The following is a 21,978-nucleotide window of genomic DNA, read 5'->3' as shown; positions in this document are numbered from 1 at the left end:
CGCCCCCGCGACCGGTACGAGGGGGAACCAGGACTGTCGGCAAGGCAAATTGGGGATCCCTCAGAGTTAGGTTTCTAAGATCCGGGTCCGGGCGCTGCCGAATCTCCTGCGCCGGGAACCAAGACTAGCCGGCTACCTGACGCACCACCTCCTCCAACCGGGCCACCACCGCTTCCAGTTCTTCCCGGACCGGCCCTTCCACCATGATGCGCACCAGGGGCTCGGTACCGGACGGACGCACCAGAATCCGTCCCCGGCCGTCCAACTGCCGGGAAAGCCGCCCTACCGCCTCGCGCAGGCGGGGGTCGGCCACGGCCCGATCCTTATCTTTAACCGGCACGTTTAGCAATACCTGCGGCAGGCGGGGCAGGCGTGCCGCCAGGGCGGACAGGGGTTGGTCCTGCTCCGCCATTACCTCCAGGAGCTGGAGGGCGGTAATCAGGCCGTCTCCGGTAGTGTTGTGCCGGAGAAAAATGACGTGGCCGGACTGTTCTCCGCCCAGGACCGCGCCGCAGCGCAGCATTTCTTCCAGCACGTAGCGGTCGCCCACCGGGGTTTCCCGCACCTCAATGCCCGCCTCCCGCAGGGCCAGGTGCAGGCCGCCGTTGCTCATCACCGTGACCACCACCGTGTTGGCCGCCAGCTCTCCCCGCTCCTTGAGGTGGAGGGCGCAGGAGAGGATGATCCCGTCGCCGTCCACCAGCCGGCCCTTTTCGTCCACGGCTATTACCCGGTCGGCGTCGCCGTCGTGGGCCAGGCCGAGGTGGGCTCCCCACTCCACCACCGCCCTCTGCAGACCCTCGGGGTGGAGGGAACCGCAGCCGGCATTGATGTTGATCCCGTTGGGCTCGTGATTGAGGCACACCACTTCCGCACCCAGCTCGCGCAGCACCCTCGGCGTGGTCTGACTGGCCGCGCCGTTGGCGCAGTCCACCACGATCCGCAGGCCCTCCAGCCGCACCTTCACCGTACGGAGCACGTGTTCCAGGTAGCGGTCGACCTGCGCCTCAAGGTTAAGGCTCCGGCCCACCCCCTCGCCCACCGGGTAGGGTATGCCGTTCATATTCCCCCGTACCAGGGCCTCGATCTCCTCTTCGGCCGCGTCGGGGAGTTTGTAGCCGTCGCCGCCGAAGATCTTGATGCCGTTATCGGCCACGGGATTGTGGGAGGCAGATATAACCACGCCTGCTGCCGCCCCCGAGACCCGGGTAAGATAGGCTACCGCCGGCGTGGGCACCACTCCCACGCGCCACACGTCCGCGCCGGTGGACATTATTCCCGCACAGAGGGCGGCCTCCAGGAGGTCGCCGGACACCCTGGGATCACGCCCTACCAGTATGGGGGGGCGGGATCGGGCGCGGGCAACCACGTGGGCCGCCGCCCGACCCAGCCGGTAAACCAGCTCCGGGCCCAGGTCCCGGTTGGCCACGCCTCTGACGCCGTCGGTGCCGAACAGTGAGCCCATGATCCAGCCGTCACCCCTATTCCTAGGCTATGTGGCTTCCGGCTCCCGGTTACGGTCCGGCAGCACTTCGATTACCGCCGCGACCGCCACCGGATATAAGTATAGTCCTTCCGGGGGGCTGAAGTCGAGCAACACCTGCAGGCTCTCTCGGGCGCCGGAGATATTTACCGGGCGGCTCACCAGTTCTTTTATTCCGGCCAGCACTTCCGGAGCACCGTAAACCCGCACCGTGGAAGGGCTGACCGCTATCCGGCCCAGCTTGTAACCTTCGGCCGGATCGCCTTCAAGCGCCACCTTTACCGGCACTTCCTTGGAAACGCCGGCGACCGCCACGGGTACGAATACTTCCACCGCCGAAGGATCGACTTCCGGTCCCGGCAGGGCCTCTTCCCCGTCGCGCTCGATCAGCCGGACGGGAAGGTACAGGTGAAGGCTCTCAGTCCTCCCCCTTATATTGACCTCTACTACCCCCTTGGCGAGTTCCTCGAGCCAGCTGCGCGGGCCGGAAACCACTACTTCCTGCGGCCGCACCAGGGGCGCCAACACTTCGTATCCCGGGGCCGGTTCACCTGTAAGCTTCACCTCTACCGGCAACTGCGTCTTGGTTACCTGCTCCAGTACTACCGAAGCCTGGGGAGGCAAAACCTCCACCAGTTCCACCCTGGAGGGCAGAACCACCTCGACCGGACGCTGGTTCGCCCCGGCGTGAGCCCCCGACAGGTTCACAAAAGCCTGGAGATCACGGGGCGTCAGGCGCTCTACCGCTTGCCTGGCTCCCTGGACCCGCACCTGAACCGTGGTGGGCTTCTCCGCCACGACCAGATCGCTCGGGACGGCCCGGGTCTCCAAGGGCACGTTCAGGACGTTGTCCGCCACGGGATTGCGCTCCTCGGTGACGTAGAGCCAAAGGGCAAAGGCCAGGGCCAGGGCGATGAGCTTGTAACCCCAATCAGAACGTCTCAGAGCCTCCACGGCCACCAACTCTGTCCCCGCTCGTTTTTGGGCAGGACCAGTTCCTCCAGCATCTGGCGCAGGTTCTTTTCGTCCAGATAACGGGTGAGCCTGCCGCCCTCCGCCACGGAAACGGTCCCCGTTTCCTCCGAGACCACCACCGCCACGGCGTCCGAAAGCTCGGAGATGCCCAACGCCGCCCGGTGGCGGGTTCCCAATTGCCGGCTTAGGTAGGGGCTGTCGCTGAGGGGTAGAAAGCATCCGGCGGCCGCCACCCGGTCGCCGCGAATGATGGCCGCGCCGTCGTGCAGGGGAGTCCGGGGCATGAACAGGTTGATCAAGAACTCGGCCGAAACCACGGCATCCAGCTTGATGCCGGTTTCAGCGTACTCGTTCAGCCGCACTTCCCGCTCCACCACGATCAGGGCTCCGATGCGGCTGCGGGCCAGGACCTGCACGCAGCGCACTATTTCTTCTATCAGCCGGGACACTTCCTCCTCGCCCAGAAAGACGAAGGGACGGGGAAATATGCGCCCCCGTCCCAACTGGGCCAGGGCCCGACGGAGTTCCGGTTGAAAGACCACCGGCAGGCCCACCAGCACTACCAGCCCCAATTTCTCCAGGATCCATTCAATGGTACGCAGCCCCAGACGGTCGCTCAGAAAGGCCACCAGGGCCAGAACGGCCAGGCCCTGCACCAACTGCGCCGCCCGCGTGCCGCGAATGAGTAGTAACAGGCGATAGATCACGTAGGCAACAATGGCTATGTCTACTGCTGCCCGCAGCAGGTCTACCAGGCTGAAATATCGCCACACGCTGAGCCAGGAACCCAATTCTACCTGCTCCTAAGGCCTTGCGGTTGCCCTGCGCCCCAAATAGAGCTAGAATAGTGGCGGAGGGATCTCCGTGCGCCGTTGGTATATTTATCTTACCATAATAGCCGTGGTCTGTGGTACTCTCTTCGCCTGGACCTTCGTCAGCCAGGCCAGGTACCGTGCCCAGACCGCCGAGGCCCGCAACCGCAACCTGGTACAGGTAATCAGGGTCTTGGAGGTGGAAACCCAAAACCTGGAGAACGAGATTGCCGCCCTCCGCCAGCGCCTGGAGGTCGTTACCGCCCAGCAGGCGGAGGGAGAAGACGATGTGAAGGCCCTGAGCCAGGCCTTACAGGCGGCCAAGCTCCAGGGCGGGCTGACGGAAGTGGAGGGACCGGGGGTGGTAATTACCCTGGACGACAACCGCGAGGGCGCCCTGCGGGCGCAGGCTTCCGGCACCGGGCTTTACCGACCGGAGGATTACATCATCCACGACAAGAACCTGCTCTACCTGGTGAACGAACTCAGGCGGGCCGGGGCAGAGGCCATAGCCGTGAACCGGCAGCGTCTGGTGACCGGATCGGACATACGCTGCGTGGGCTCGGCCATCTTGGTGAACACCACGCGCCTGGTGCCGCCCTACGAGATCAGGGCGGTGGGCAATCCGGAAACCCTGGCTTCGGCCATGGAGTTCGGGCAGGAATTCCCGTTCTTGAAGGGCAAGGGTTTTCCGGTTACCCTGGTCAAGGAGGAGAAGATTACCATTCCGGCCTACCGGGGCAGTTGGTCTGCCTCTCACCTGCAAACGGCCGAAGAAACCTCAGCGGAACCGGCCCCCAACCGACCCTAGGCCGGGATGAGGAGGTGTTGTGGTGGCAGTCAAGGTTTGGCGCTGGCAGGCTCTGACGGCAGTCATCCTGTTCTTCCTGGGAATAGTGCTTTCGGTCCAGTTCAAGGCCCAGCAGGCCTTAAGCGGTGCCTTGGAATACCAAAGCACCGAGAGCCTGGTGGCCATGTGGAGGGACCTCAATACCAAGAAGGAACTGCTGCAAAAGGAACTGGGCGAGCTCCGGGCCAAGGAGGCCACCCTGGCCGAGCAAGCCTCCCAGGGCAAGAGCGCCAAGGAGAACCTGCGCCAGGAACTGACCCGGCTGCGGGCGCTTGCCGGATTGGCACCCGTGCGCGGGCCGGGTATTACCATTACGCTGGGCGGAAACAGTCCGCTGCTGGCCCTCGACCTGGTGGACCTGGTCAACGAGCTGTGGGTTAGCGGCGCCGAGGCGGTGGCAGTTAACGGCCAGCGCATCACCGCCCTTTCCGCCCTGGGCGAGGCCAAGGCCGGCGAGGAATACTATCTCACCCTGAACGGGAAAAGGCTTTTCTACCCCATCGTCATCCAGGCCATCGGCGATCCGGACACCCTGGAGAAAGGCCTCACCTTTCCCGGCGGTCTGATAGACAACTTCAACACCCTCTACGCCATCTACCCGGAAATACGAAAGGAGAAGGAATTGGCTCTTCCCGCCGCCGCGCCGATCAACTGGCGTTACGCGCGGCCGGTTGCAGAAGCGGCAAACCGGGATTGACGTTGATAATATCGCTGACCCGCCCGTGGGTTGCCTGCACCGCCTGACTACCGCACGGCCGGAGCGCGTTCTTCAGGTCCGGTTGCCTTCGGTAAGGCCCAGACCGCGCACGCCGACCCCGTTCTTCTGCCGCTTCAGAAGGGCATAGTCCATGCTGTCCACCAGCGCCTGCCAGCTGGCCTCGATGATGTTCTCCGAGACCCCCACCGTGCTCCAGAACCCCTGCGGATCCTGAGATTCGATCAGCACCCGCACCTTGGCGCCGGTGCCGCTCTTCTCGTCCAGGACCCGCACCTTGTAGTCGGTCAGCCGCATTTCTTTCAGCGCCGGGTAGAACGCTTCCAGGGCCTTGCGCAGGGCGTTGTCCAGGGCGTTGACCGGGCCGTTGCCCTCGGCGGCGGTATGCACCACCTGGTTGCCCACCCGCACCTTGACCACGGCCACGGAGGCCGACCAGTCGGGAAGGCGCTTCTCCACCATGACCTGGAGCGATTCCAGCTCGAACGCGGGCTCGTAAAGCCCCAGGGCCCGGCGCATCAAGAGTTCTAGAGAAGCCTCGGCTCCCTCGTACTGGTAGCCGCGGTGCTCCAGCTCCTTGATCAGCTCGATCAGGCGCCGCCCCTCCACCGTGGGCTCTACCTCCAGGCCCAGCTCCCGCGCCTTGTACACCAGGTTGCTGGTCCCGGCCAACTCCGACACCAGCACCCGCCGGCGGTTGCCCACCTTCTCCGGGGGTATGTGCTCGTAGGTCTGGTTATGCTTGAGGAGGGCGTTCACGTGGAATCCGCCCTTGTGGGCAAAGGCGCTCTGGCCCACAAAGGGCTGGTTGGCCTGGGGTACCAGGTTGGCGATCTCGCTCACGTACCGGGACACTTCCGTGAGCCGGGCCAATTGCTCTTCCGTGAGGCAGCCATAGCCCATCTTGAGCTGCAGATTGGGGATGACCGAGCAGAGATTGGCGTTGCCGCAACGCTCTCCCAGGCCGTTGACGGTGCCCTGTACCTGCTCGGCCCCTGCCTGCACCGCCGCCAGGCTGTTGGCCACCGCCACCTCGCTGTCGTTGTGGGCATGCACCCCGATCCGCACCGCCAGGGCCCGCCTTACCTCCCGCACGATCTCCTCTACCTGGTGGGGGAGCGAGCCGCCGTTGGTGTCGCAGAGCACCACCCAGTCCGCCCCGGCCTCAGCCGCCGCCCGCACCGTGGCCAGGGCGTAGTCCGGGCTGGCGCGGTAGCCGTCGAAGAAGTGCTCGGCGTCGTATATGACCTCCAGGCCGTGGCTCTTAAGGTAGGCCACGCTCTCCCGGATCATGCTCAGATTTTCCGCCAGGGAGGTCTCCAGGGCGGTGAGCACGTGAAAGTCCCAGCTCTTGCCCACGATGGTGACCACCGGGGTTTCCGCCTCCACCAGGGCGCGGAGGTTGCGGTCGTTCTCCGGGCGCAGGTCGGCCCGCCGGGTGCTGCCGAAGGCCGCCAGCTTGGCCCGCCAGCTCTGGCGCCGCGCCCGGCGGAAGAACTCCTGATCCTTGGGGTTGGACCCGGGCCAGCCGCCTTCGATGTAGTCAAGGCCCAGCCAGTCCAGCTTGGCCGCCACCTTGAGCTTGTCTTCCAGGGAAAAACTGACTCCTTCGCCCTGGCTTCCGTCCCGGAGGGTGGTGTCGTACAGGTAAACCTTCTTCACCCGCTATCCCGTCCCAGCCGGGCGGCCACATAGTTCATGAGACCACCGGCACGGATGATCTCCTGCATGAAGGCGGGGAAGGGCACGGCCTGGTAGGTTTCACCGCGGGTGATATTGGTGATGCGCCCGCTGTCCGCCTCGATCCTCAGCACGTCTCCTTCCCTGACCCGGGCGGCCTCCGGACATTCCAGAATGGGCAGGCCGATATTGATGGCGTTGCGGAAGAAGATGCGGGCAAACGAATGGGCCACCACGCAGGCCACTCCCGCGGCCTTTATGGCCACCGGGGCGTGCTCCCGGGAGCTGCCGCAGCCGAAGTTCTTGCCCGCCACCAGGATGTCGCCCGCCTGCACCTTCCGGGCAAAATCCGGGTCGGCCGCCTCCAGGCAGTGGGCGGCCAGCACCGCCGGGTCGGTGGTGTTGAGGTAGCGGGCGGGAATAATGAGATCCGTGTCGACGTCGTCGCCGAAGACCCAGGCCCGGCCTTCAAACTCCATTTCCTCTTCCCCCTATACCAGTTCTTCCGGGCTGGCGATCCGCCCCAGTACCGCGCTGGCCGCGGCCACCGCCGGATTGGCCAGGTAGACCTCGCTGCGCACGTGGCCCATCCGGCCCACGAAGTTGCGGTTGGTGGTGGCCACCGCCCTCTCTCCCTCGGCCAGGATGCCCATGTGACCGCCCAGGCAGGGCCCGCAGGTGGGGGTGCTCACCGCCGCTCCCGCCTCCAGGAAGACCTCGATCAAGCCTTCCTTCAGGGCCTGGAGCATGATCTTCGGCGTGCCGGGTATGACGATGCAGCGCACGCTGGGATGCACCTTGTGGCCGTTGAGTACCTGGGCGGCCAGGCGCAGATCTTCCAGCCACCCGTTGGTGCAGGAACCTATTACCACCTGGTCGATTTCGATTCCCAGGGCCTCGCTCACCGGCCGCGCGTTCTGGGGCGAAGACGGGAAGGCCACCTGGGGCTCGAGCTCGCGAACGTCGATCTCGATCACGTCGGCGTACTCGGCATCGTCATCGCTGGTGAAAAGACGGTAGGGCCGCTTGGCCCGCTTTTCCACATAGTTGATGGTGGCGGCATCGGGCACGAAGATACCGTTTTTCGCCCCCGCCTCTATGGCCATGTTGGCCATGGTGAACCGTCCGGCCATGGAGAGGCGGGATACGGCCTCGCCGGTGAACTCCATGGCCATGTAGCGGGCGCCGTCCACGCCGATCTTGCCGATGGTGTAGAGGATTAGGTCCTTACCGCCGACCCAGGGCGGCAGTTCGCCGTAGTATACCAGTTTCAGACTCTCCGGGACCCGGAACCAGCACTCGCCCAGGGCCATGGCCGCAGCCATATCCGTGCTGCCCACGCCGGTGGCAAAGGCACCCACGGCGCCGTAAGTGCAGGTGTGCGAGTCCGCGCCGACTATCAACTCCCCCGGAAGCACCAGGCCTTCCTCCGGCAGCAGGCAGTGCTCGATCCCTACCCGGCCCACCTCAAAGTAGTGGGCAAGGCCGTAGCGCCGGGCGAAGTCCCGCACGATCTTGGCCTGCTCGGCCGAGGCCAGGTCCTTGTTGGGAGTGAAGTGATCCGGTACCAGAACCACCCGCTCGGGGTCGAAAACCCGGTCCAGGCCCAGGCGCTCGAACTCCTTGATGGCCAGGGGAGCGGTAATGTCGTTGCCCAGCACCACGTCCACCCGGGCGTTGATGAGCTGTCCCGGCCTGACTTCTTCCAGGCCGGCGTGCGCGGCCAGGATCTTCTCGGTGATGGTCTGACGCACCTCTACTCACCGCCTCCCTGCCGGGCCCGGTCGGAAGCCTTCCCCAGGATCGCTTCCTCACCGTACTCCAGCACCAGCTTGTTCAAGGCATTGATGTAGGCCCGGGCGCTGGCCTCGATAATGTCCATGCTCAGGCCCCGCCCCAGGAAGCCCCGGCCCTGGTACTCCACCAGCACCGTGACCTCGCCCATGGCATCGGTGCCGCCGCTTACGGCGTTCAGGTTGTAGTTGCGGAGCACCACGCCTACCCCGGTGACCTTGTCGATGGCCTTGAAAGTGGCGTCTACCGGGCCCTCCCCGCAGGCCGCCTCCTGCCGCAGCATCCCGTCCACCTGCACGGCCACGGTGGCCGTGGGCACCACGTTGGTGCCGGAGGAGATGTGCAGGCTCTCCAGCCGGAACTTCTCCGGGATGCTCTTGACCTCGTGCCTGACGATGGCCTCCAGGTCGCGATCGGTAATCTCCCGCTTCTTGTCCGCCAGGTTCTTGAAGCGGAAGAAGGCCTTTTCCAATTCCTCCTCGTCCAGGTGGAAACCGAGTTGTTCCAGCCGGTGCCGGAAGGCGTGCCGGCCGGAATACTTGCCCAAGACGATGTGTTCGGTTATCAGCCCGATGGTTTCCGGGTTCATGATTTCGTAGGTAGTGCGCTCCTTCAGCACCCCGTCCTGGTGGATACCCGAGGCGTGCTGGAAGGCGTTGCGGCCCACCACCGCCTTGTTGTACTGCACCGGCATGCCGCTGAGGCTGGCTACCAGGCGGCTGGTGCGGTAGATTTCCTCGGTCCGGATGGCGGTCTCGGCGTCGTAGATATCCCGCCGGGTGTACAGGGCCATGACGATCTCTTCTAAGGCGGTGTTGCCGGCCCGCTCGCCGATTCCGTTTACCGTGCATTCCACCTGCTGGGCCCCGTTCTGCACCGCGGCCAGGGAGTTGGCCGTGGCCAGGCCCAGGTCGTTGTGACAGTGCACGCTCAGGATCACCCGGTCCCGGTAGGGGAGGCGGGTGTGAATCTCGCGGATGAAGCGGCCGAACTCCTCCGGGGTGGCGTAACCCACGGTGTCGGGTATGTTCAGCACCGTGGCTCCGGCCTCAATGGCCGCGGCGAGCACCTGCAGCAGGAAGTCCAGGTCGCTACGCGACGCGTCTTCGGGAGAGAACTCCACGTCCTGGCAGTAGCTCTTGGCGTGGCGCACTCCCCGGTCCACCGCCTCCAGCACCTGCTCCCGGGTCATGCGCAGCTTGTACTTCATGTGCACGTCCGAGGTGGCGATGAAAGTATGAATGCGCGGCCGGCGCGCGTTCTTGAGCGCCTGCCAGCAGGTATCGATGTCCGAGAGCGCCACCCGGGCCAGCCCGGCGACGATCGGGCCCTGCACCTTCTCCGCCACCAGCCTGACCGCCTCGAATTCTCCCGGAGAGGCGGCCGGGAAGCCGGCCTCGATCACGTCCACGTTCAGACGGGCGAGCTGGCGGGCGATCTCCAGTTTTTCCTGCACGTTCAGGCTCACGCCCGGGGACTGGGCTCCGTCGCGCAGGGTGGTGTCGAATACGTACACCCTCTTAGCCATGCTCTTCCTCCTCGTCCGTATCCCTGGCCCCTCTGACCATGGCCACCCTCCCGGTGCGCACTACCTCGCGGATACCGAAGGGCTCCAGTGCATCCTGAAAGGCGTTGATCTTCTCCTCGCCGCCCGTGCACTCGATGACCAGGCTGTTACGCCCCATATCTACGATATGGGCCCGAAAAATATCCACAATCTGGATGATTTCGCCCCGGGTAGCCGGGTCCGCCTTTACCTTAACCAGGACCAGCTCCCGCTCTACCACCGGCTCGCCGGTTATGTCTCTTACCTGGACCACTTCTATCAGCTTATCCAGTTGATTGTTCACCTGCTGGATGACCCGGTCATCACCCTCGACCACAATGGTCATGCGGGCCAGGGCCGGGTTTTCGCTGCGCCCCACCGCCAGGCTGTCGATGTTGTAACCCCGGCGACTAAAAAGCCCGGCGATGCGGGCCAGCACACCCGGTCGGTTTTCAACCAGTACGCTTAGCGTGTGCTTCAACGCTCTTGCCCCCCAGCATCTGGTCCAGCGAGCCGCCGGGCGGTACCATGGGGAAAACGTTTTCCTCGCGATCCACCACGAAGTCCAGGAGGTAGGGCTTTGGCTCGGACAGGGCCGCCTCCAGGGCCGGTCTTACCTCCTCGGGCCTGGTCACCCGCCGGGCGGTAATGCCGTAGGCCTCGGCCAGCTTCACGTAGTCCGGGCCGCCCTGGCTGATGTCCACCTGGGAGTACCGGTGCTCGTAGAACAGCTCCTGCCACTGCCGCACCATACCCAGGTAGCCGTTGTTCAGAAGGCAGATCTTGATGGGCAGCTGGTACTGGGCCACCGTAGCCAGCTCCTGAACGGTCATTTGCAGGCTGCCGTCCCCGGCGATGTCTATCACCGTCTCCCCCGGCCGGCCGATCTGGGCGCCTATGGCCGCCGGCAGACCGAAACCCATAGTCCCCAGCCCGCCGGAACTCAGGAAGCTGCGCGGCCGACGACAGCGATAGTACTGGGCCGCCCACATCTGGTTTTGTCCCACGTCGGTGGTAATCACTGCCTCGCCCCGGGTCAGTTCGCAGATTTGCTCCACCACGAACTGGGGCTTGATGACCCCCTCGGGGCATTCATACCGGAGCGGATAGGCCTCCCGCCAGTGGGCTATCTGCCTCTGCCAGGCCTGCACCTCCGGTGCCTTCTCCAGGTCGGACAGAAGTGCCTCCAGCACGCTCTTGAGGTCGCCCACCACGCCGATGTCCACCCGGACGTTCTTGCCGATCTCCGCCGCGTCGATGTCCACGTGCACCACCTTGGCGTGGGGGGCGAAGGTTTCAAACCGACCGGTGGAACGGTCGGAAAAGCGGGTCCCCAGAGCCAGCAACAGGTCGCACTCGGAGACCGCCAGGTTGGCGTAAGCGGTGCCGTGCATCCCCAGCATGCCCAGGGCCAGAGGGTGATCCTCCGGAATCACGCCCTTGCCCATGAGACTGGTTACCACCGGCACCCCGGTACGCTCCACCAGGACCAGCAGCTCCGCCGTAGCCTCGGCGGACAGTACCCCGCCTCCGGCGTAGATAACCGGCCGCCGGGCGCGGCTCAAAGCCTCGACCACCCGGGCCACCGCCCCGGCTTCGGGAGTCACCCGGGGATGGTACCCGGGAATATCCACTTCCCGGCAGGAATTGCTGTAGGTAATGACCCGGGCGGTGACGTCCTTGGGCAGGTCGATCAACACCGGCCCCGGCCGACCGGTTCGGGCCAGGTAGAAGGCTTTGTGCACCGTAACCGCCAGATCCTCCGGTCTTTTCACCAAGAAATTGTGCTTGGTAATGGGCATGGTAATGCCCGTGGTGTCTGCCTCCTGAAACGAGTCCCGCCCCAGCAGTTCCAGGCTCACCTGGCCGGTGAAGGCTACCAGAGGAATAGAATCCATGTAGGCGTTGGCCAGACCGGTCACCAGGTTGGTGGCTCCCGGCCCGGAGGTGGCAAAACAGACCCCCACCTTACCGGTGGCCCGGGCGTACCCGTCGGCGGCGTGCGCCGCGCCTTGTTCATGACGCACCAGGATGTGCCGGACTTTGGAGAAATAAAGGGCGTCGTACAGGGGCAGTACCGCTCCCCCGGGGTAGCCGAATACTGTATCCACGCCTTCTTCTTCCAGGGCCCGAATAACAATTTCCGCGCCCGAGGCCTGAAACGAAGGCTGCTCCTCGGTCAGAGGTAAATTACGCGCGGCCAAGGTCATTTCCTGGTGCCACCTCGCTGCGGTCAACTGAGAATTGCTCCCCGGCTGGCGGATCCGACCATCTGCCGGTAACGGGCCAGGTACCCACTACCCACCTTCGGGGACGGGGCCACCCAGGCCGCCCGCCTTCTGGCCAGTTCCTCCTCTCCTACTTCCAGATCCAGCCTGCCCGCCGGAATGTCAATGGAGATCAAGTCGCCGTCCTGCACCAGAGCCAAAGGCCCTCCTACAAAAGCTTCCGGCGCAATATGCCCGATAGACGCGCCCCGAGTGGCGCCGGAAAAGCGGCCGTCGGTGAGCAGGGCCACTTTTTCGTCCAACCCCATTCCCGCCACCGCCGAAGTAGGGGTGAGCATCTCCCGCATTCCCGGGCCACCCTTGGGACCCTCGTAGCGGATTATGATCACTTCTCCCGATCTTATGCGACCGTCCAGGATGGCCCGGGTGGCCTCTTCCTCGCCGTCAAAGACCCGGGCCGGCCCGCGGTGCCGCAGCATACCGGGGGCCACGGCCGATTTCTTGACCACCGCCCCCTCCGGCGCCAGGCTTCCCCACAGGACCGCCAGCCCGCCGTCCGGGGTATAGGGAGACGAGGCCGGCCGGATCACCTCCGGCGAGAGGATCTTGCGGCCCGCCAGGTTCTCCCGGACCGGCTTGCCCGTGACGGTCAGAGCTTCGAGGTACAGTAGGTCACGGCCCGCCAGCTCGGCCATGACCGCGGGTACCCCTCCGGCGGCGTGGAAGTCCTCCACGTGGTGGGGCCCGGCCGGTGCCAGCCGGCAAAGGTTGGGGGTGCGGGCGCTTACCTGGGCGAAAAGCTCCAGCGGCAGCTCAATACCCGCTTCGTGGGCCACGGCCGGCAAATGCAGCACGGTATTGGTGGAGCACCCCAGGGCCATATCTACGGCCAGAGCGTTCAGGAAGGCTTCCCGGGTGAGGATATCCCGCGGACGCAGGTTCCGACGCCACAGCTCCATCACCTGGAGGCCCGCCTGCTTGGCCAGCCGGATGCGGGCGGCCGCCACCGCGGGAATGGTCCCGTTGCCCGGCAAGGCCACGCCCAGAGCCTCAGTAAGGCAGTTCATGGAGTTCGCGGTAAACATGCCGGCACAGGAGCCACAGCCGGGACAGGCTTCTTCCTCCAGCAGGTCCAGTTCCTCCTGACTCATGCGTCCTGCGGCTACCGCCCCTACCGCCTCAAAAACCCTGGAAAGGCTGACCGGCTCTCCCCGAAAGCGGCCGGCCAGCATGGGGCCACCGCTGACAAAAATAGAAGGCAGGTTGAGGCGGACGGCGGCCATAAGCATTCCCGGCACCACTTTATCGCAATTGGGAATGAAGACCAGGGCGTCAAAGGCGTGAGCCTGAACCATGAGTTCGATGCTGTCGGCGATGACCTCCCGGCTGGCCAGGGAATAACGCATGCCGGCATGGTTCATGGCCAGCCCGTCGCAAATGGCAATGGTGGAAAACTCCAGCGGCGTGCCGCCGGCCAGACGCACCCCGGCCTTCACCGCAGCGGCAATGGCATTGAGGTGCAGGTGGCCGGGAACCACCTCGTTGAAAGAGTTCACCACGCCCACCAGGGGCCTCTCCAGCTCCGCCCGGGTAAGGCCCAGGGCGTTCAGAAGGGAACGGTGCGGAGCTTTCTCCAGGCCCTGCTTTATCGCTTCGCTCGGCAAATATACCGCCTCCTCTACTGGGAAGCCGCTGCCGCCTCCAGGTATATGGGCTCGCCTTCCACCTGGGTGAGTTCGTGGAAGGCGCGCATCAGCGTCTTGGTTATCCGCCCCGGGCAGACCTCACCGATGGCCCGTCCGTCCACTTTGGCCACGGGTATGATCTCCGCCGCCGTCCCGGTGAGGAAGCACTCGTCGGCGGTGTAGACCTCGTAGCGGGTGAAAACCGCTTCCCTTACCTGAATGCCCTGCCGGGCGGCCAGCTCCATCACCGCATTGCGGGTGATGCCTTCCAGGATGCCTACGTAGGGAGGGGGGGTGATCAGCACTCCGTCCTTGACCAGGAAAATGTTATCGCCCGTAGCCTCGGTAACATAGCCCTCCTGGTTAAGCATCAGGCCCTCGCCGGCGCCGACGAGATTGGCCTCGATGCGGGCCAGAATGTTATTGAGGTAATTGAGGGATTTGATCCGCGGGTTGATGGCTTCCGGAAGGTTACGGCGGGTGGCAACGGTTACTAATTCCAGGCCTTTGTCGTACAACTCCTTGGGGTAAAGCTGAATATGGGCGGCGATACAGAACACCGTCGGCCGATGACATTTTCGCGGATCCAATCCCAGATCTCCCACTCCTCTGGAGACCACCAGCCTTACATAGGCGTCCCGCAGGCGGTTGCGCCTCACGGTCTCCAGCACCACTTCCGACATCTCGTCCTTGGAAAGGCCGATGTCGAGGGCAATGCTGCGGGCGGAGTCATACAGGCGGTCCAGATGCTCCCGCAGGCGGAAGACCCGGCCGTTGTATGCCCGGATGCCCTCAAACACGCCGTCGCCGTAGAGGAGCCCGTGGTCGAAAACGGAGATCCTGGCCTCTTCTACCGGCAAAAACTCACCATTAAGGTAGACGATTAACCCCATCACCCTCGCCCCCTCGTGGCCTTGCCTGACCAGGCCTCCGCCTTCCCGGGGCGGCGACAACCCGGCCGGTAAAAAGGGAATAAGAAGGACAGGTCGGCTTTTTATTGGTTAAGTATAGCGGAGGGGCTCGGGGGTGTCAAGGAAAATCTGGCCTTTTGCCCTTTGGTCGGCCTTCTCGGCAGTCCCGGTTTGCCGTTTGTCTGCGTCAGTCCGGCCCACTTGCGCCGGCCTGTGCTTGGGCCCACGGCGGTAGCGAAAAACTCGCGCGCCTCGATTTAACGCCATGGGACAGATCTCCTTCCTGAATCTGGTTCGAGATTACTACATCTTACGCCTGAGCCCCCTTGAGGGTACCGGCCAAGGAAATCCATCCCTATGGGCAAGGCAATTTCTAGGCTCGGAGTCTGGTCGCCAGAAGTCTCAGCCGGCGCGAGGTATTGACTCCTAGAACGTAGAGGCTCGCGGTGTCCAGATAGTCTACCGCCGAGGCCTCAAAAAGCAGGTTGGCGTTGGCAGGAAACTCTTCGTCCGCTACCCAGAGAACCAGGGCCAGCGAGAGGCGGGGAAGTACGGGAAGAATTACACCGGCATCGCCCATGTCGGCCACCTTGCCCCCCAGGGCCGCTCCTGCGGCCAGAAAGCGCCGAGGGGAGCGACCGAACTCCTGGGCCAGCGGCTCTACCGCCTCCAGGCGGAAAGGCGCCTGGTGCAAGGGCCCGCCCGGCAGCTCCATGAAGGAAAGCCAGCGGCCCGCCGGGGGTGTACCCAGAGCGGAAGCCAGATAGCGCAACAGAACCACCTGGTCGCTCAGTCCCAGGGCCTCGGCTTCAGTCTCCACCGGGGTGACAACCCCCCCGGGAAAACTTACGTGATAGTGCCAGCGATAGTAATGGAGGGTAAAGTAACCCGCCCGGGAGTCGTATGCGGCTCCTGAGGCCGCCGCCATGGCCAGCGGGTCTCGGGCGGCGAAAGCGCGTACGGCTGCCTGGTGCGCGGGCTGGTAGTTGCCGGGCACCTCCACCTGCACCCGCGTCCACCCCCCGCTCGATCAGCAGCCGGAACATCCGCGACAACTGGTGCGCGAGCAACTGCCGCTACCGTTCCCGCCGTTGGAACGGGTGAATAAGAAACCGGTCAGGAGTTGCTGCACTTCCGGACTGGCGCAGTTGGGGCAGGTTACCGTCTTGCGGCCCTCGATGGTGGTAAAACGGGAGAACTCCTGGCCGCAGCGGCGGCAGCGAAAGTCGTAGGTAGGCATGTATGCTTCACCCCCAGGGCGGTATGCCGCCTCTTCATTTTACCATAAAGACTCGGCCTGTGCCTATAACCTCCGCCCCTGAGTTATCCCCAGTTCGTCCCGGGGCAGTGCTGGTTTCCCCCTCGTACCGGTCGCTTAGCCGACCAAACTAGGGTTCGACCTTCGCGCTTCGGCCGGCTTCCCGGGCGGCCCGGCTTCAGGAGGCGGCAGCCGCCGGGACGCGCACAACCGCTCCCACGGGGCAGGCCTGGAAACAGCGGCCGCATCCACGGCACTTGCCAGAGTCGATGGCGTACACTTCCAGATCCTTTACGTAGACGGCGCCTTCGCGGCACTCCACCTCGCAGGTTCCGCAGGTCATGCACCGATCCGCCTCGATGTAGTAACTCCACTTAGGACCGCGTGAAGTGGCCATAGGTAAACCCCCTCGAAATAGTACCGGCGCGATTAGTTCGCGCTGCCGGGATCCGATTCCTTCTCAACCACTGCTCCCGACCGAATTCGCACCCGCGTCCGGCAATGCGGGTTTTTCCTTGCCCGACCTTGGCAAACTATTCCCAGTTGGGAAGGAAATCCGGCCGGTGGCGTCGAAGCCATGTGACCATTAACCGAGCGGAGGCGACCGATCTTGACCGTTGCCGCTCTAGAAAGCCTGATCGACGTGGCGCGCGGCCGAGCGCCGGCAGACGTGTTGATCACCGGAGCGCGCGTGGTCAACGTGTTTACCGGTGAGATCCTGGAACAGAGTGTGGCCGTGAAAGACGGCCTTATCGCCGGGGTCGGCGACTACCGCACTGCCCGCGCGGTCTACGACTTTTCCGGCCGCTATCTAATCCCCGGTCTCATCGACGCGCACGTACACATCGAGAGCTCACTCCTCACCCCGCCCCAGTTTGCCGCCGCCTACCTGCCCCACGGCGTCACGGCGGTTATTGCCGATCCCCACGAAATCGCCAACGTGGCGGGCGTGGACGGCCTGTACTACATGGTGGAGGCGGCCCGCGGGCTGCCGTTCCGCGTGTTCTATACCGTTCCCTCCTGCGTTCCGGCCACCCACATGGAGACCGCCGGAGCCGAACTGGGCGCCGCCCAAATTGAGCAGGCCTTTGCGCTGTTCCCGGAATCCCCGGGGCTGGCGGAGATGATGAATTTCCCCGGAGTGCTCAACAAGGACCCGGAGGTACTGGCCCGCCTGCAGGCTGCCAGGGAGCGCGGCCTGGCCGTCGACGGCCACGCCCCGCTGCTTGGCGGCCGCGACCTGCAGGCCTACGCGGCGGCAGGTGTACAGACCGATCACGAGTGCACCGGCGCCGAAGAGGCCAGGGAGAAGCTGCGCAGCGGCATGGTGGTGATCGTCCGGCAGGGTTCGGCGGCCAAGAACCTGGAGGACCTCCTGCCGGCAGTGGACGCGTATACCTGCCGTTTCGCCCTCTTCGGCACCGACGACCTCCAGTCCGCCGACCTGCTGGGCGAGGGGGGAGTGGACGCCATCCTGCGCCGCGCGGTGGCCCTCGGTTTGAACCCGATTTGGGCGCTGCAGATGGCGACTCTGAACCCGGCGCGTCACTACCGGTTACCCGGCCTGGGTGCGGTTGCTCCCGGCTACCGGGCCGACCTGGTGGTGGTCAACAACCTGGTCGAGTGGCGGGCGGAAGCCGTCTTCGTAGGCGGGCTACCGGTCTGCCGCCAGGGGCGGCTCCTGGCGGAGCTGCCGGCGGCCGGGGAGGCAGGGCCGCCTGACCTTCGCCGCCAGAGAGTCTTCGATAGCGTGGTCCTGCCGCCGCTCGCCGGACGGCTGGAGTTGAATCCCCCCTATCCCGGCGCCCGTGCCCGGGTTATTGAGGTCCTGCCGGGTCAGATCCTTACCGGGCACAGGATCGTGCCGTACAATGAGGTGCTCTCCGACCCCGGCACCCTGAGGGTGGCCGTGATCGAACGCCACGGCAAGAACGGCAACGTGGCCGTAGGCCTGGTCAGGGGCTTTGGGCCCGTCAGGGGGGCTCTTGCCTCGACCGTGGCCCATGACAGCCACAACCTGGTCCTGGTGGGGAACAATACGGCCGACATGGAGCTGGCCGCCGCTGCGGTGGCCGGGTCGAAGGGGGGGCTGGCGGTAGCCGCGGGCGGCCGGGTCCTGGCCCATCTCCCGCTGCCCGTTGCCGGCCTCATGTCCGATCTGGGGGCACCGGCGGTGGCCGATCAACTGGAAGCACTCCACCGGGCGGCCCAGGAGATCGGCTGCACGCTGCCCTCCCCCTTCATGACCCTGTCTTTCCTGGCCTTGCCGGTTATTCCCGAACTGAAGATTACCGACCGGGGTCTGGTCGACGTACGGCAGTTTGCCCTCGCCGACCTGTGGACCTAGCCGGCCCGACAGGACCCCGGTGCGGCAAGTGCTGGTTTGAGCGTTATCCGTACGTTACCCGGAGAGGAGGTAAAGCCCGGCGGCGAACCCCGGGCGCGAGTATGGCGAAGTCTAGGGCCTTGGTAGGGGTTTTCGGAGGTTCCGGCCTTTACACCTTTCTGCCCGACGTGGAGGAGATCAAGGTCGATACTCCCTACGGTCCGCCCAGCGATAAGCTGGCGCTGGCCACCGTGGCGGGCAGAACCGTGGCCTTTCTGCCCCGGCACGGGCGGGAGCACTCTCTGCCCCCGCACCGCATAAACTATCGGGCCAACCTCTGGGCCATGAAAGAGCTGGGAGTGCAATACGTGCTGGGGCCCTGCGCGGTGGGGAGCCTGCAGCCGCATATCCGGCCGGGCGACTTTGTGGTCTGCGACCAGTTCGTGGACCGGACCTGGGGACGGCCCGATACTTTCTATGACGGTCCGATAACCACCCACATATCCGCCGCCGATCCGTACTGCCCTCAACTGCGGGAAATGATTACCGAGCGGGCGCGGGAGCTGGGACTGCCCCTGCACCCTCAAGGAACCGTGGTGGTGATCCAGGGGCCCCGTTTTTCCACCCGGGCGGAAAGCCGTTGGTTCAGCTCCATGGGGTGGGAGGTCATCAACATGACCCAGTACCCGGAGTGCATCCTGGCCCGCGAATTGGGGATGTGCTATGCCAATATTTCCGTGGTCACCGACTACGACGTGGGGCTGGAAGGCAGACCGGAAATACAGCCCGTGACTCACGAGGAAGTGCTGCGGGTGTTCGCCGAGAACAACGAGAGGCTGCGCCGCCTGCTTCTGGCCGTAATCGAGTCCTTGCCGCCGGAGCGCAACTGCTCCTGCGGCCGCGCCCTGGACGACGCCCGCATGGAACCCTGAGGCCCGGAAGCGCCGCTCCAGGGGTTAGTTTACCGGGTCGGCCGGTTTGCCGCCTATCGGGCCGGCCCCGGCAGCGAGCTACCCGTAAGCTCTTCGAGCTTGCGCTGCCAGTAGCTCAGCTTCTCCTCCATTTCCTTTACCAGGCGCCGGTCCACCTCCAGGTTGTAGCCGGTCTCGGCCTTGGCCCGGGCCTCTTCCAGGGAGTCGGCGTATGCGGCCAGGCAACGCCGGAAGAGGCTGACGGCAAACCGCACCCGCTCCTGCTCGTGCGGCCAGGGAGAGGATTGCCACTGGCGGATGGCGGCCTTCAGAAGATCCAGCAGGCTCTCCCCTTCCTGGCGCAAGTTTATGGTGACCTCCATAACCTTCCGGACCCGGAACCGCCCGGGGCCGGCCGCGCCACCCCTTTCCGTTGGGAATGGTAGCCTCTCAGGGTGTACCTATGATACCATAGGGGGTGGAGGCCGGGCAAGCACCGCATCCGCGGCCGGATCTTGAGTTTGCCCTGGGCGGTATCGGGTGCTCCCCTGAGTACATTGGCACACTCGCCGGATACCGAACTCGGCGAGGGCAAGCCCGGAGGCGGGCCGGAGGCCACGGACGGCCGAAGCGGCGGGGCGCCACGGATGGCGCCTCCGCCGGGAGCCCGCCGGAGAGCAAAGCCCGAGCCCTAGCTCGGTCGGCGAGGGTGACAGTACGAACGGGGAGACCCGGTACCGCCGGGGGAGACGCAGCCGCGTCGGGTCTTGCCCTCCGGTTCCGGTCTGGCAGGAGGCGATTACCCTTGTGGCAGTGGCACCGGCTTGCCTTTGTAAACCCGCGCGGACTGAACCTGAGCGGGCTGGTCTACAGCCCCTCGCTGCGGCCGCAGGAGCCGCAGCCGATAGTGGTCGTCTGTCACGGTTTTACCGGAAGCAAGGAGGGGCAGGGGAGGGCTCTGGCCATGGCCGAGACCCTGGCCCAGGAGACCGGGTGGGCCAGCCTGCTGTTCGACTTTGCCGGCAACGGGGAAAGCGAAGGCGAGTTTCACGACCTCACCCTCTCCGGCCAGATAGCCGACCTCACGGCGGCGGTGGACCAGGCGCTATTGCTGGGGTACGGCCCGGTGGTGACCCTGGGCCGCAGTTTCGGCGGGACTACCGCACTCTGTCAGGCGGCCGCCGATCCTCGGGTGCGGGCGGTTTGCACCTGGTCGGCAGTAGCCTTCCCCCGGCGCAACTTCCCCCGGGAGCGGGCCCGCCCTTATACCGGCGATCTTCTGATCTGGGACAGCATCCTGGGGGTACGGGTGTACCTGAGAGAAGAGTTTTTTGCCGACTTGACCCGTTACGACGTCCTGGACTGCACGCGACGCTTGAGCCCGCGGCCGCTGCTCTTGTGTCACGGCGATCAGGATCAGGTAGTGCCGGTGGACGACGTGTACGCCCTCTGGGAAGCCGCCGGCGAGCCCAAAGAACTGCTGGTGGTGCCGGGCGCGGACCACTCCTACACGCAGCACTACCGGGTGGTATGGGATACCTTTTTCCGCTGGATCAAGCAGCTAGGACTCTGACGGGGAGGTAGAACTGGGTCATCCCCACTTTCCCCCGGCAGTCCTGGTTCCACCGAGTACCTAAAGCCTCGCCGGGCACCGAACTTGGCGAGAGCGAGGGTGGAGGCGGGCCGAAGGCCATGGAAGGCCGAAGCCGCGCCGGCGCCATGGATGGCGCCTAAGCGGTGTGCCCGCCGGAGGCCGAAGCTCGAGCCCTAGTTTGGTCGGCGAAGCGACCGGTACGAGGGGGAACCAGGACTGCCGGGAGGGCAAATTAGGGATTCGTCAGGAGGGGGAAGCCTTGCGCATACTGGTAACCGGGGGGGCGGGCTTTATCGGCTCGCACCTGGTGGACGCCCTAATCGAAAGGGGACACGAGGTGTGCGTGGTGGACGACTTGAGCCGGGGAAAGCGGCAGAACCTCAATCCCCAGGCCAGGTTTTATCAGCTGGATATATCCAGGGAGGACCTGAGCCAGGTATTCCGCCGGGAAGGCATCCAGGTGGTTAACCACCACGCCGCCCAGATCGACGTGCGGCGTTCCGTGGCCGAGCCGGGCGAGGACGCGCGCATCAACCTGCTCGGCCTGCTCAATGTACTGGAAAACTGCCTCCGCTACCGGGCGGAAGGCGTGATTTTCGCCTCCTCCGGAGGGGTGGTCTACGGCGAGCCCGAGACCCTGCCCGTGGACGAGAAGGCCGCCAAGAAGCCGGTTTCTCCTTACGGGGTGAGCAAGCTGGCCTCGGAGTACTATCTCTACAGCTTCCACCAGACCCACGGGCTGCCCTACGTGGCCCTGCGCTACGGCAACGTTTACGGGCCGCGCCAGGACCCCCACGGCGAGGCCGGAGTGGTGGCCATCTTCGGCGAGAAGATGCTCCGCGGCCAGAGGCCTACCATCTACGGTACGGGCGAGCAGGTGCGGGACTACATATTCGTGGAAGACGTGGTCCGGGCCAACCTCCTGGCCCTTGAGCACCTGCAGCGAGGACCCCGGGCCCGGGATGCGGCCGCGCCCGACGACCGGGCCTACAACATCGGTACCGGTTCCGGAACCTCGGTAAACCGGCTCTTTAGCCTCCTGAAAGACCTGACCCGCTACCCGGGAGAGGCCGAGCACGGGCCGGAAAGAGCGGGTGAGCTGCGGAGCATTTTCCTGGATTGTTCCAAGGCGGCCCGGGAGCTGGACTGGAAGCCCCGGGTTGACCTGAGGGAAGGGCTGGCCCGCACGGTGGCCCACCTGGCCGGCTAG

21 protein-coding genes are annotated in these 21,978 nt (G+C 65.1%); 6 read left to right on the top strand and 15 right to left on the bottom strand.

The window, feature by feature from the left end:
• Positions 1-124: 124 nt before the first annotated feature.
• From glmM to cdaA, 3 genes are read right to left on the bottom strand one after another with little or no spacing between them, the layout of a single operon-like run.
• Positions 125-1,465, bottom strand: coding sequence for a phosphoglucosamine mutase (gene glmM, locus NUV99_05565; GenBank protein ID MCR4419590.1), 1,341 nt, complete (start codon positions 1,463-1,465; stop codon positions 125-127).
• A gap of 27 nt (positions 1,466-1,492) precedes the next feature.
• A complete protein-coding gene (locus tag NUV99_05560; GenBank protein ID MCR4419589.1) occupies positions 1,493-2,443 on the bottom strand; it encodes a CdaR family protein in 951 nt (316 codons plus the stop codon).
• Entirely contained in the window at positions 2,425-3,249 is an 825-nt protein-coding gene (gene cdaA / locus NUV99_05555; protein ID MCR4419588.1) for a diadenylate cyclase CdaA, read from the bottom strand. The genes NUV99_05560 and cdaA overlap by 19 nt, the downstream gene beginning before the upstream one ends.
• Positions 3,250-3,322: 73 nt before the next feature.
• On the opposite strand from cdaA, the gene NUV99_05550 reads away from it, so the two are divergent.
• Both NUV99_05550 and NUV99_05545 read left to right on the top strand, forming a co-directional pair.
• Positions 3,323-4,081, top strand: a complete 759-nt coding sequence (locus NUV99_05550; GenBank protein MCR4419587.1) for a DUF881 domain-containing protein — start codon at positions 3,323-3,325, stop codon at positions 4,079-4,081.
• 22 nt (positions 4,082-4,103) lie between these two features.
• Positions 4,104-4,817, top strand: a complete 714-nt coding sequence (locus NUV99_05545) for a DUF881 domain-containing protein (protein MCR4419586.1) — start codon at positions 4,104-4,106, stop codon at positions 4,815-4,817.
• A gap of 72 nt (positions 4,818-4,889) precedes the next feature.
• On the opposite strand, the gene cimA is transcribed toward NUV99_05545, so the two are convergent.
• The 11 genes from cimA to NUV99_05490 all read right to left on the bottom strand — a co-directional run bounded on the left by cimA (position 4,890) and on the right by NUV99_05490 (position 16,334).
• Complete coding sequence (gene cimA / locus NUV99_05540; protein ID MCR4419585.1) at positions 4,890-6,497, bottom strand: citramalate synthase; 1,608 nt, start codon at positions 6,495-6,497, stop codon at positions 4,890-4,892.
• A complete protein-coding gene (locus tag NUV99_05535) occupies positions 6,494-6,994 on the bottom strand; it encodes a 3-isopropylmalate dehydratase small subunit (GenBank protein ID MCR4419584.1) in 501 nt (166 codons plus the stop codon). The genes cimA and NUV99_05535 overlap by 4 nt, the downstream gene beginning before the upstream one ends.
• A gap of 12 nt (positions 6,995-7,006) precedes the next feature.
• Positions 7,007-8,269 (bottom strand): 3-isopropylmalate dehydratase large subunit, encoded by a 1,263-nt coding sequence (gene leuC, locus NUV99_05530; GenBank protein MCR4419583.1) that lies wholly within the window; start codon positions 8,267-8,269, stop codon positions 7,007-7,009.
• A 2-nt stretch (positions 8,270-8,271) separates the two neighbouring features.
• On the bottom strand, positions 8,272-9,837 hold the full coding sequence (locus NUV99_05525) for a 2-isopropylmalate synthase (protein MCR4419582.1): 1,566 nt from the start codon (positions 9,835-9,837) through the stop codon (positions 8,272-8,274).
• Entirely contained in the window at positions 9,830-10,336 is a 507-nt protein-coding gene (gene ilvN, locus NUV99_05520; GenBank protein ID MCR4419581.1) for an acetolactate synthase small subunit, read from the bottom strand. The genes NUV99_05525 and ilvN overlap by 8 nt, the downstream gene beginning before the upstream one ends.
• Complete coding sequence (ilvB, locus tag NUV99_05515) at positions 10,308-12,065, bottom strand: biosynthetic-type acetolactate synthase large subunit (protein ID MCR4419580.1); 1,758 nt, start codon at positions 12,063-12,065, stop codon at positions 10,308-10,310. Before ilvB ends, ilvN begins: the two co-directional genes overlap by 29 nt.
• A gap of 23 nt (positions 12,066-12,088) precedes the next feature.
• On the bottom strand, positions 12,089-13,747 hold the full coding sequence (gene ilvD, locus NUV99_05510) for a dihydroxy-acid dehydratase (protein ID MCR4419579.1): 1,659 nt from the start codon (positions 13,745-13,747) through the stop codon (positions 12,089-12,091).
• Positions 13,748-13,761: 14 nt separating this feature from the next.
• The gene (gene ilvE, locus NUV99_05505) at positions 13,762-14,661 is read right to left on the bottom strand and encodes a branched-chain-amino-acid transaminase (protein MCR4419578.1); all 900 of its coding nucleotides are present in this window, start codon (positions 14,659-14,661) and stop codon (positions 13,762-13,764) included.
• A 391-nt stretch (positions 14,662-15,052) separates the two neighbouring features.
• The gene (locus NUV99_05500) at positions 15,053-15,688 is read right to left on the bottom strand and encodes a DUF3786 domain-containing protein (GenBank protein MCR4419577.1); all 636 of its coding nucleotides are present in this window, start codon (positions 15,686-15,688) and stop codon (positions 15,053-15,055) included.
• A gap of 21 nt (positions 15,689-15,709) precedes the next feature.
• A complete protein-coding gene (locus NUV99_05495) occupies positions 15,710-15,919 on the bottom strand; it encodes a zinc ribbon domain-containing protein (GenBank protein MCR4419576.1) in 210 nt (69 codons plus the stop codon).
• A gap of 196 nt (positions 15,920-16,115) precedes the next feature.
• Positions 16,116-16,334, bottom strand: a complete 219-nt coding sequence (locus NUV99_05490) for a 4Fe-4S binding protein (protein MCR4419575.1) — start codon at positions 16,332-16,334, stop codon at positions 16,116-16,118.
• A 213-nt stretch (positions 16,335-16,547) separates the two neighbouring features.
• Between NUV99_05490 and ade the strand changes: the two genes are divergently transcribed.
• On the top strand, positions 16,548-18,284 hold the full coding sequence (gene ade, locus NUV99_05485) for an adenine deaminase (GenBank protein ID MCR4419574.1): 1,737 nt from the start codon (positions 16,548-16,550) through the stop codon (positions 18,282-18,284).
• Positions 18,285-18,385: 101 nt separating this feature from the next.
• Positions 18,386-19,195: an S-methyl-5'-thioadenosine phosphorylase gene (locus NUV99_05480; GenBank protein ID MCR4419573.1), complete on the top strand. Its 810-nt coding sequence runs from the start codon at positions 18,386-18,388 to the stop codon at positions 19,193-19,195.
• Positions 19,196-19,248: 53 nt separating this feature from the next.
• Here NUV99_05480 and NUV99_05475 read toward each other — a convergent pair whose 3' ends face one another.
• Entirely contained in the window at positions 19,249-19,557 is a 309-nt protein-coding gene (locus tag NUV99_05475; GenBank protein MCR4419572.1) for a hypothetical protein, read from the bottom strand.
• 422 nt (positions 19,558-19,979) lie between these two features.
• Here NUV99_05475 and NUV99_05470 point away from each other — a divergent pair, with 422 nt between their 5' ends.
• Complete coding sequence (locus tag NUV99_05470) at positions 19,980-20,747, top strand: alpha/beta hydrolase (protein MCR4419571.1); 768 nt, start codon at positions 19,980-19,982, stop codon at positions 20,745-20,747.
• 280 nt (positions 20,748-21,027) lie between these two features.
• Positions 21,028-21,978 (top strand): NAD-dependent epimerase/dehydratase family protein, encoded by a 951-nt coding sequence (locus NUV99_05465; GenBank protein MCR4419570.1) that lies wholly within the window; start codon positions 21,028-21,030, stop codon positions 21,976-21,978.

The organism is Clostridia bacterium (assembly GCA_024653205.1).
GTDB lineage: Bacteria > Bacillota > DSM-521 > Neomoorellales > SLTJ01 > JANLFO01.
The sequence above is the reverse complement of the archived record's forward strand: the minus strand, read 5'-3'. Positions and strand labels throughout refer to the sequence as shown.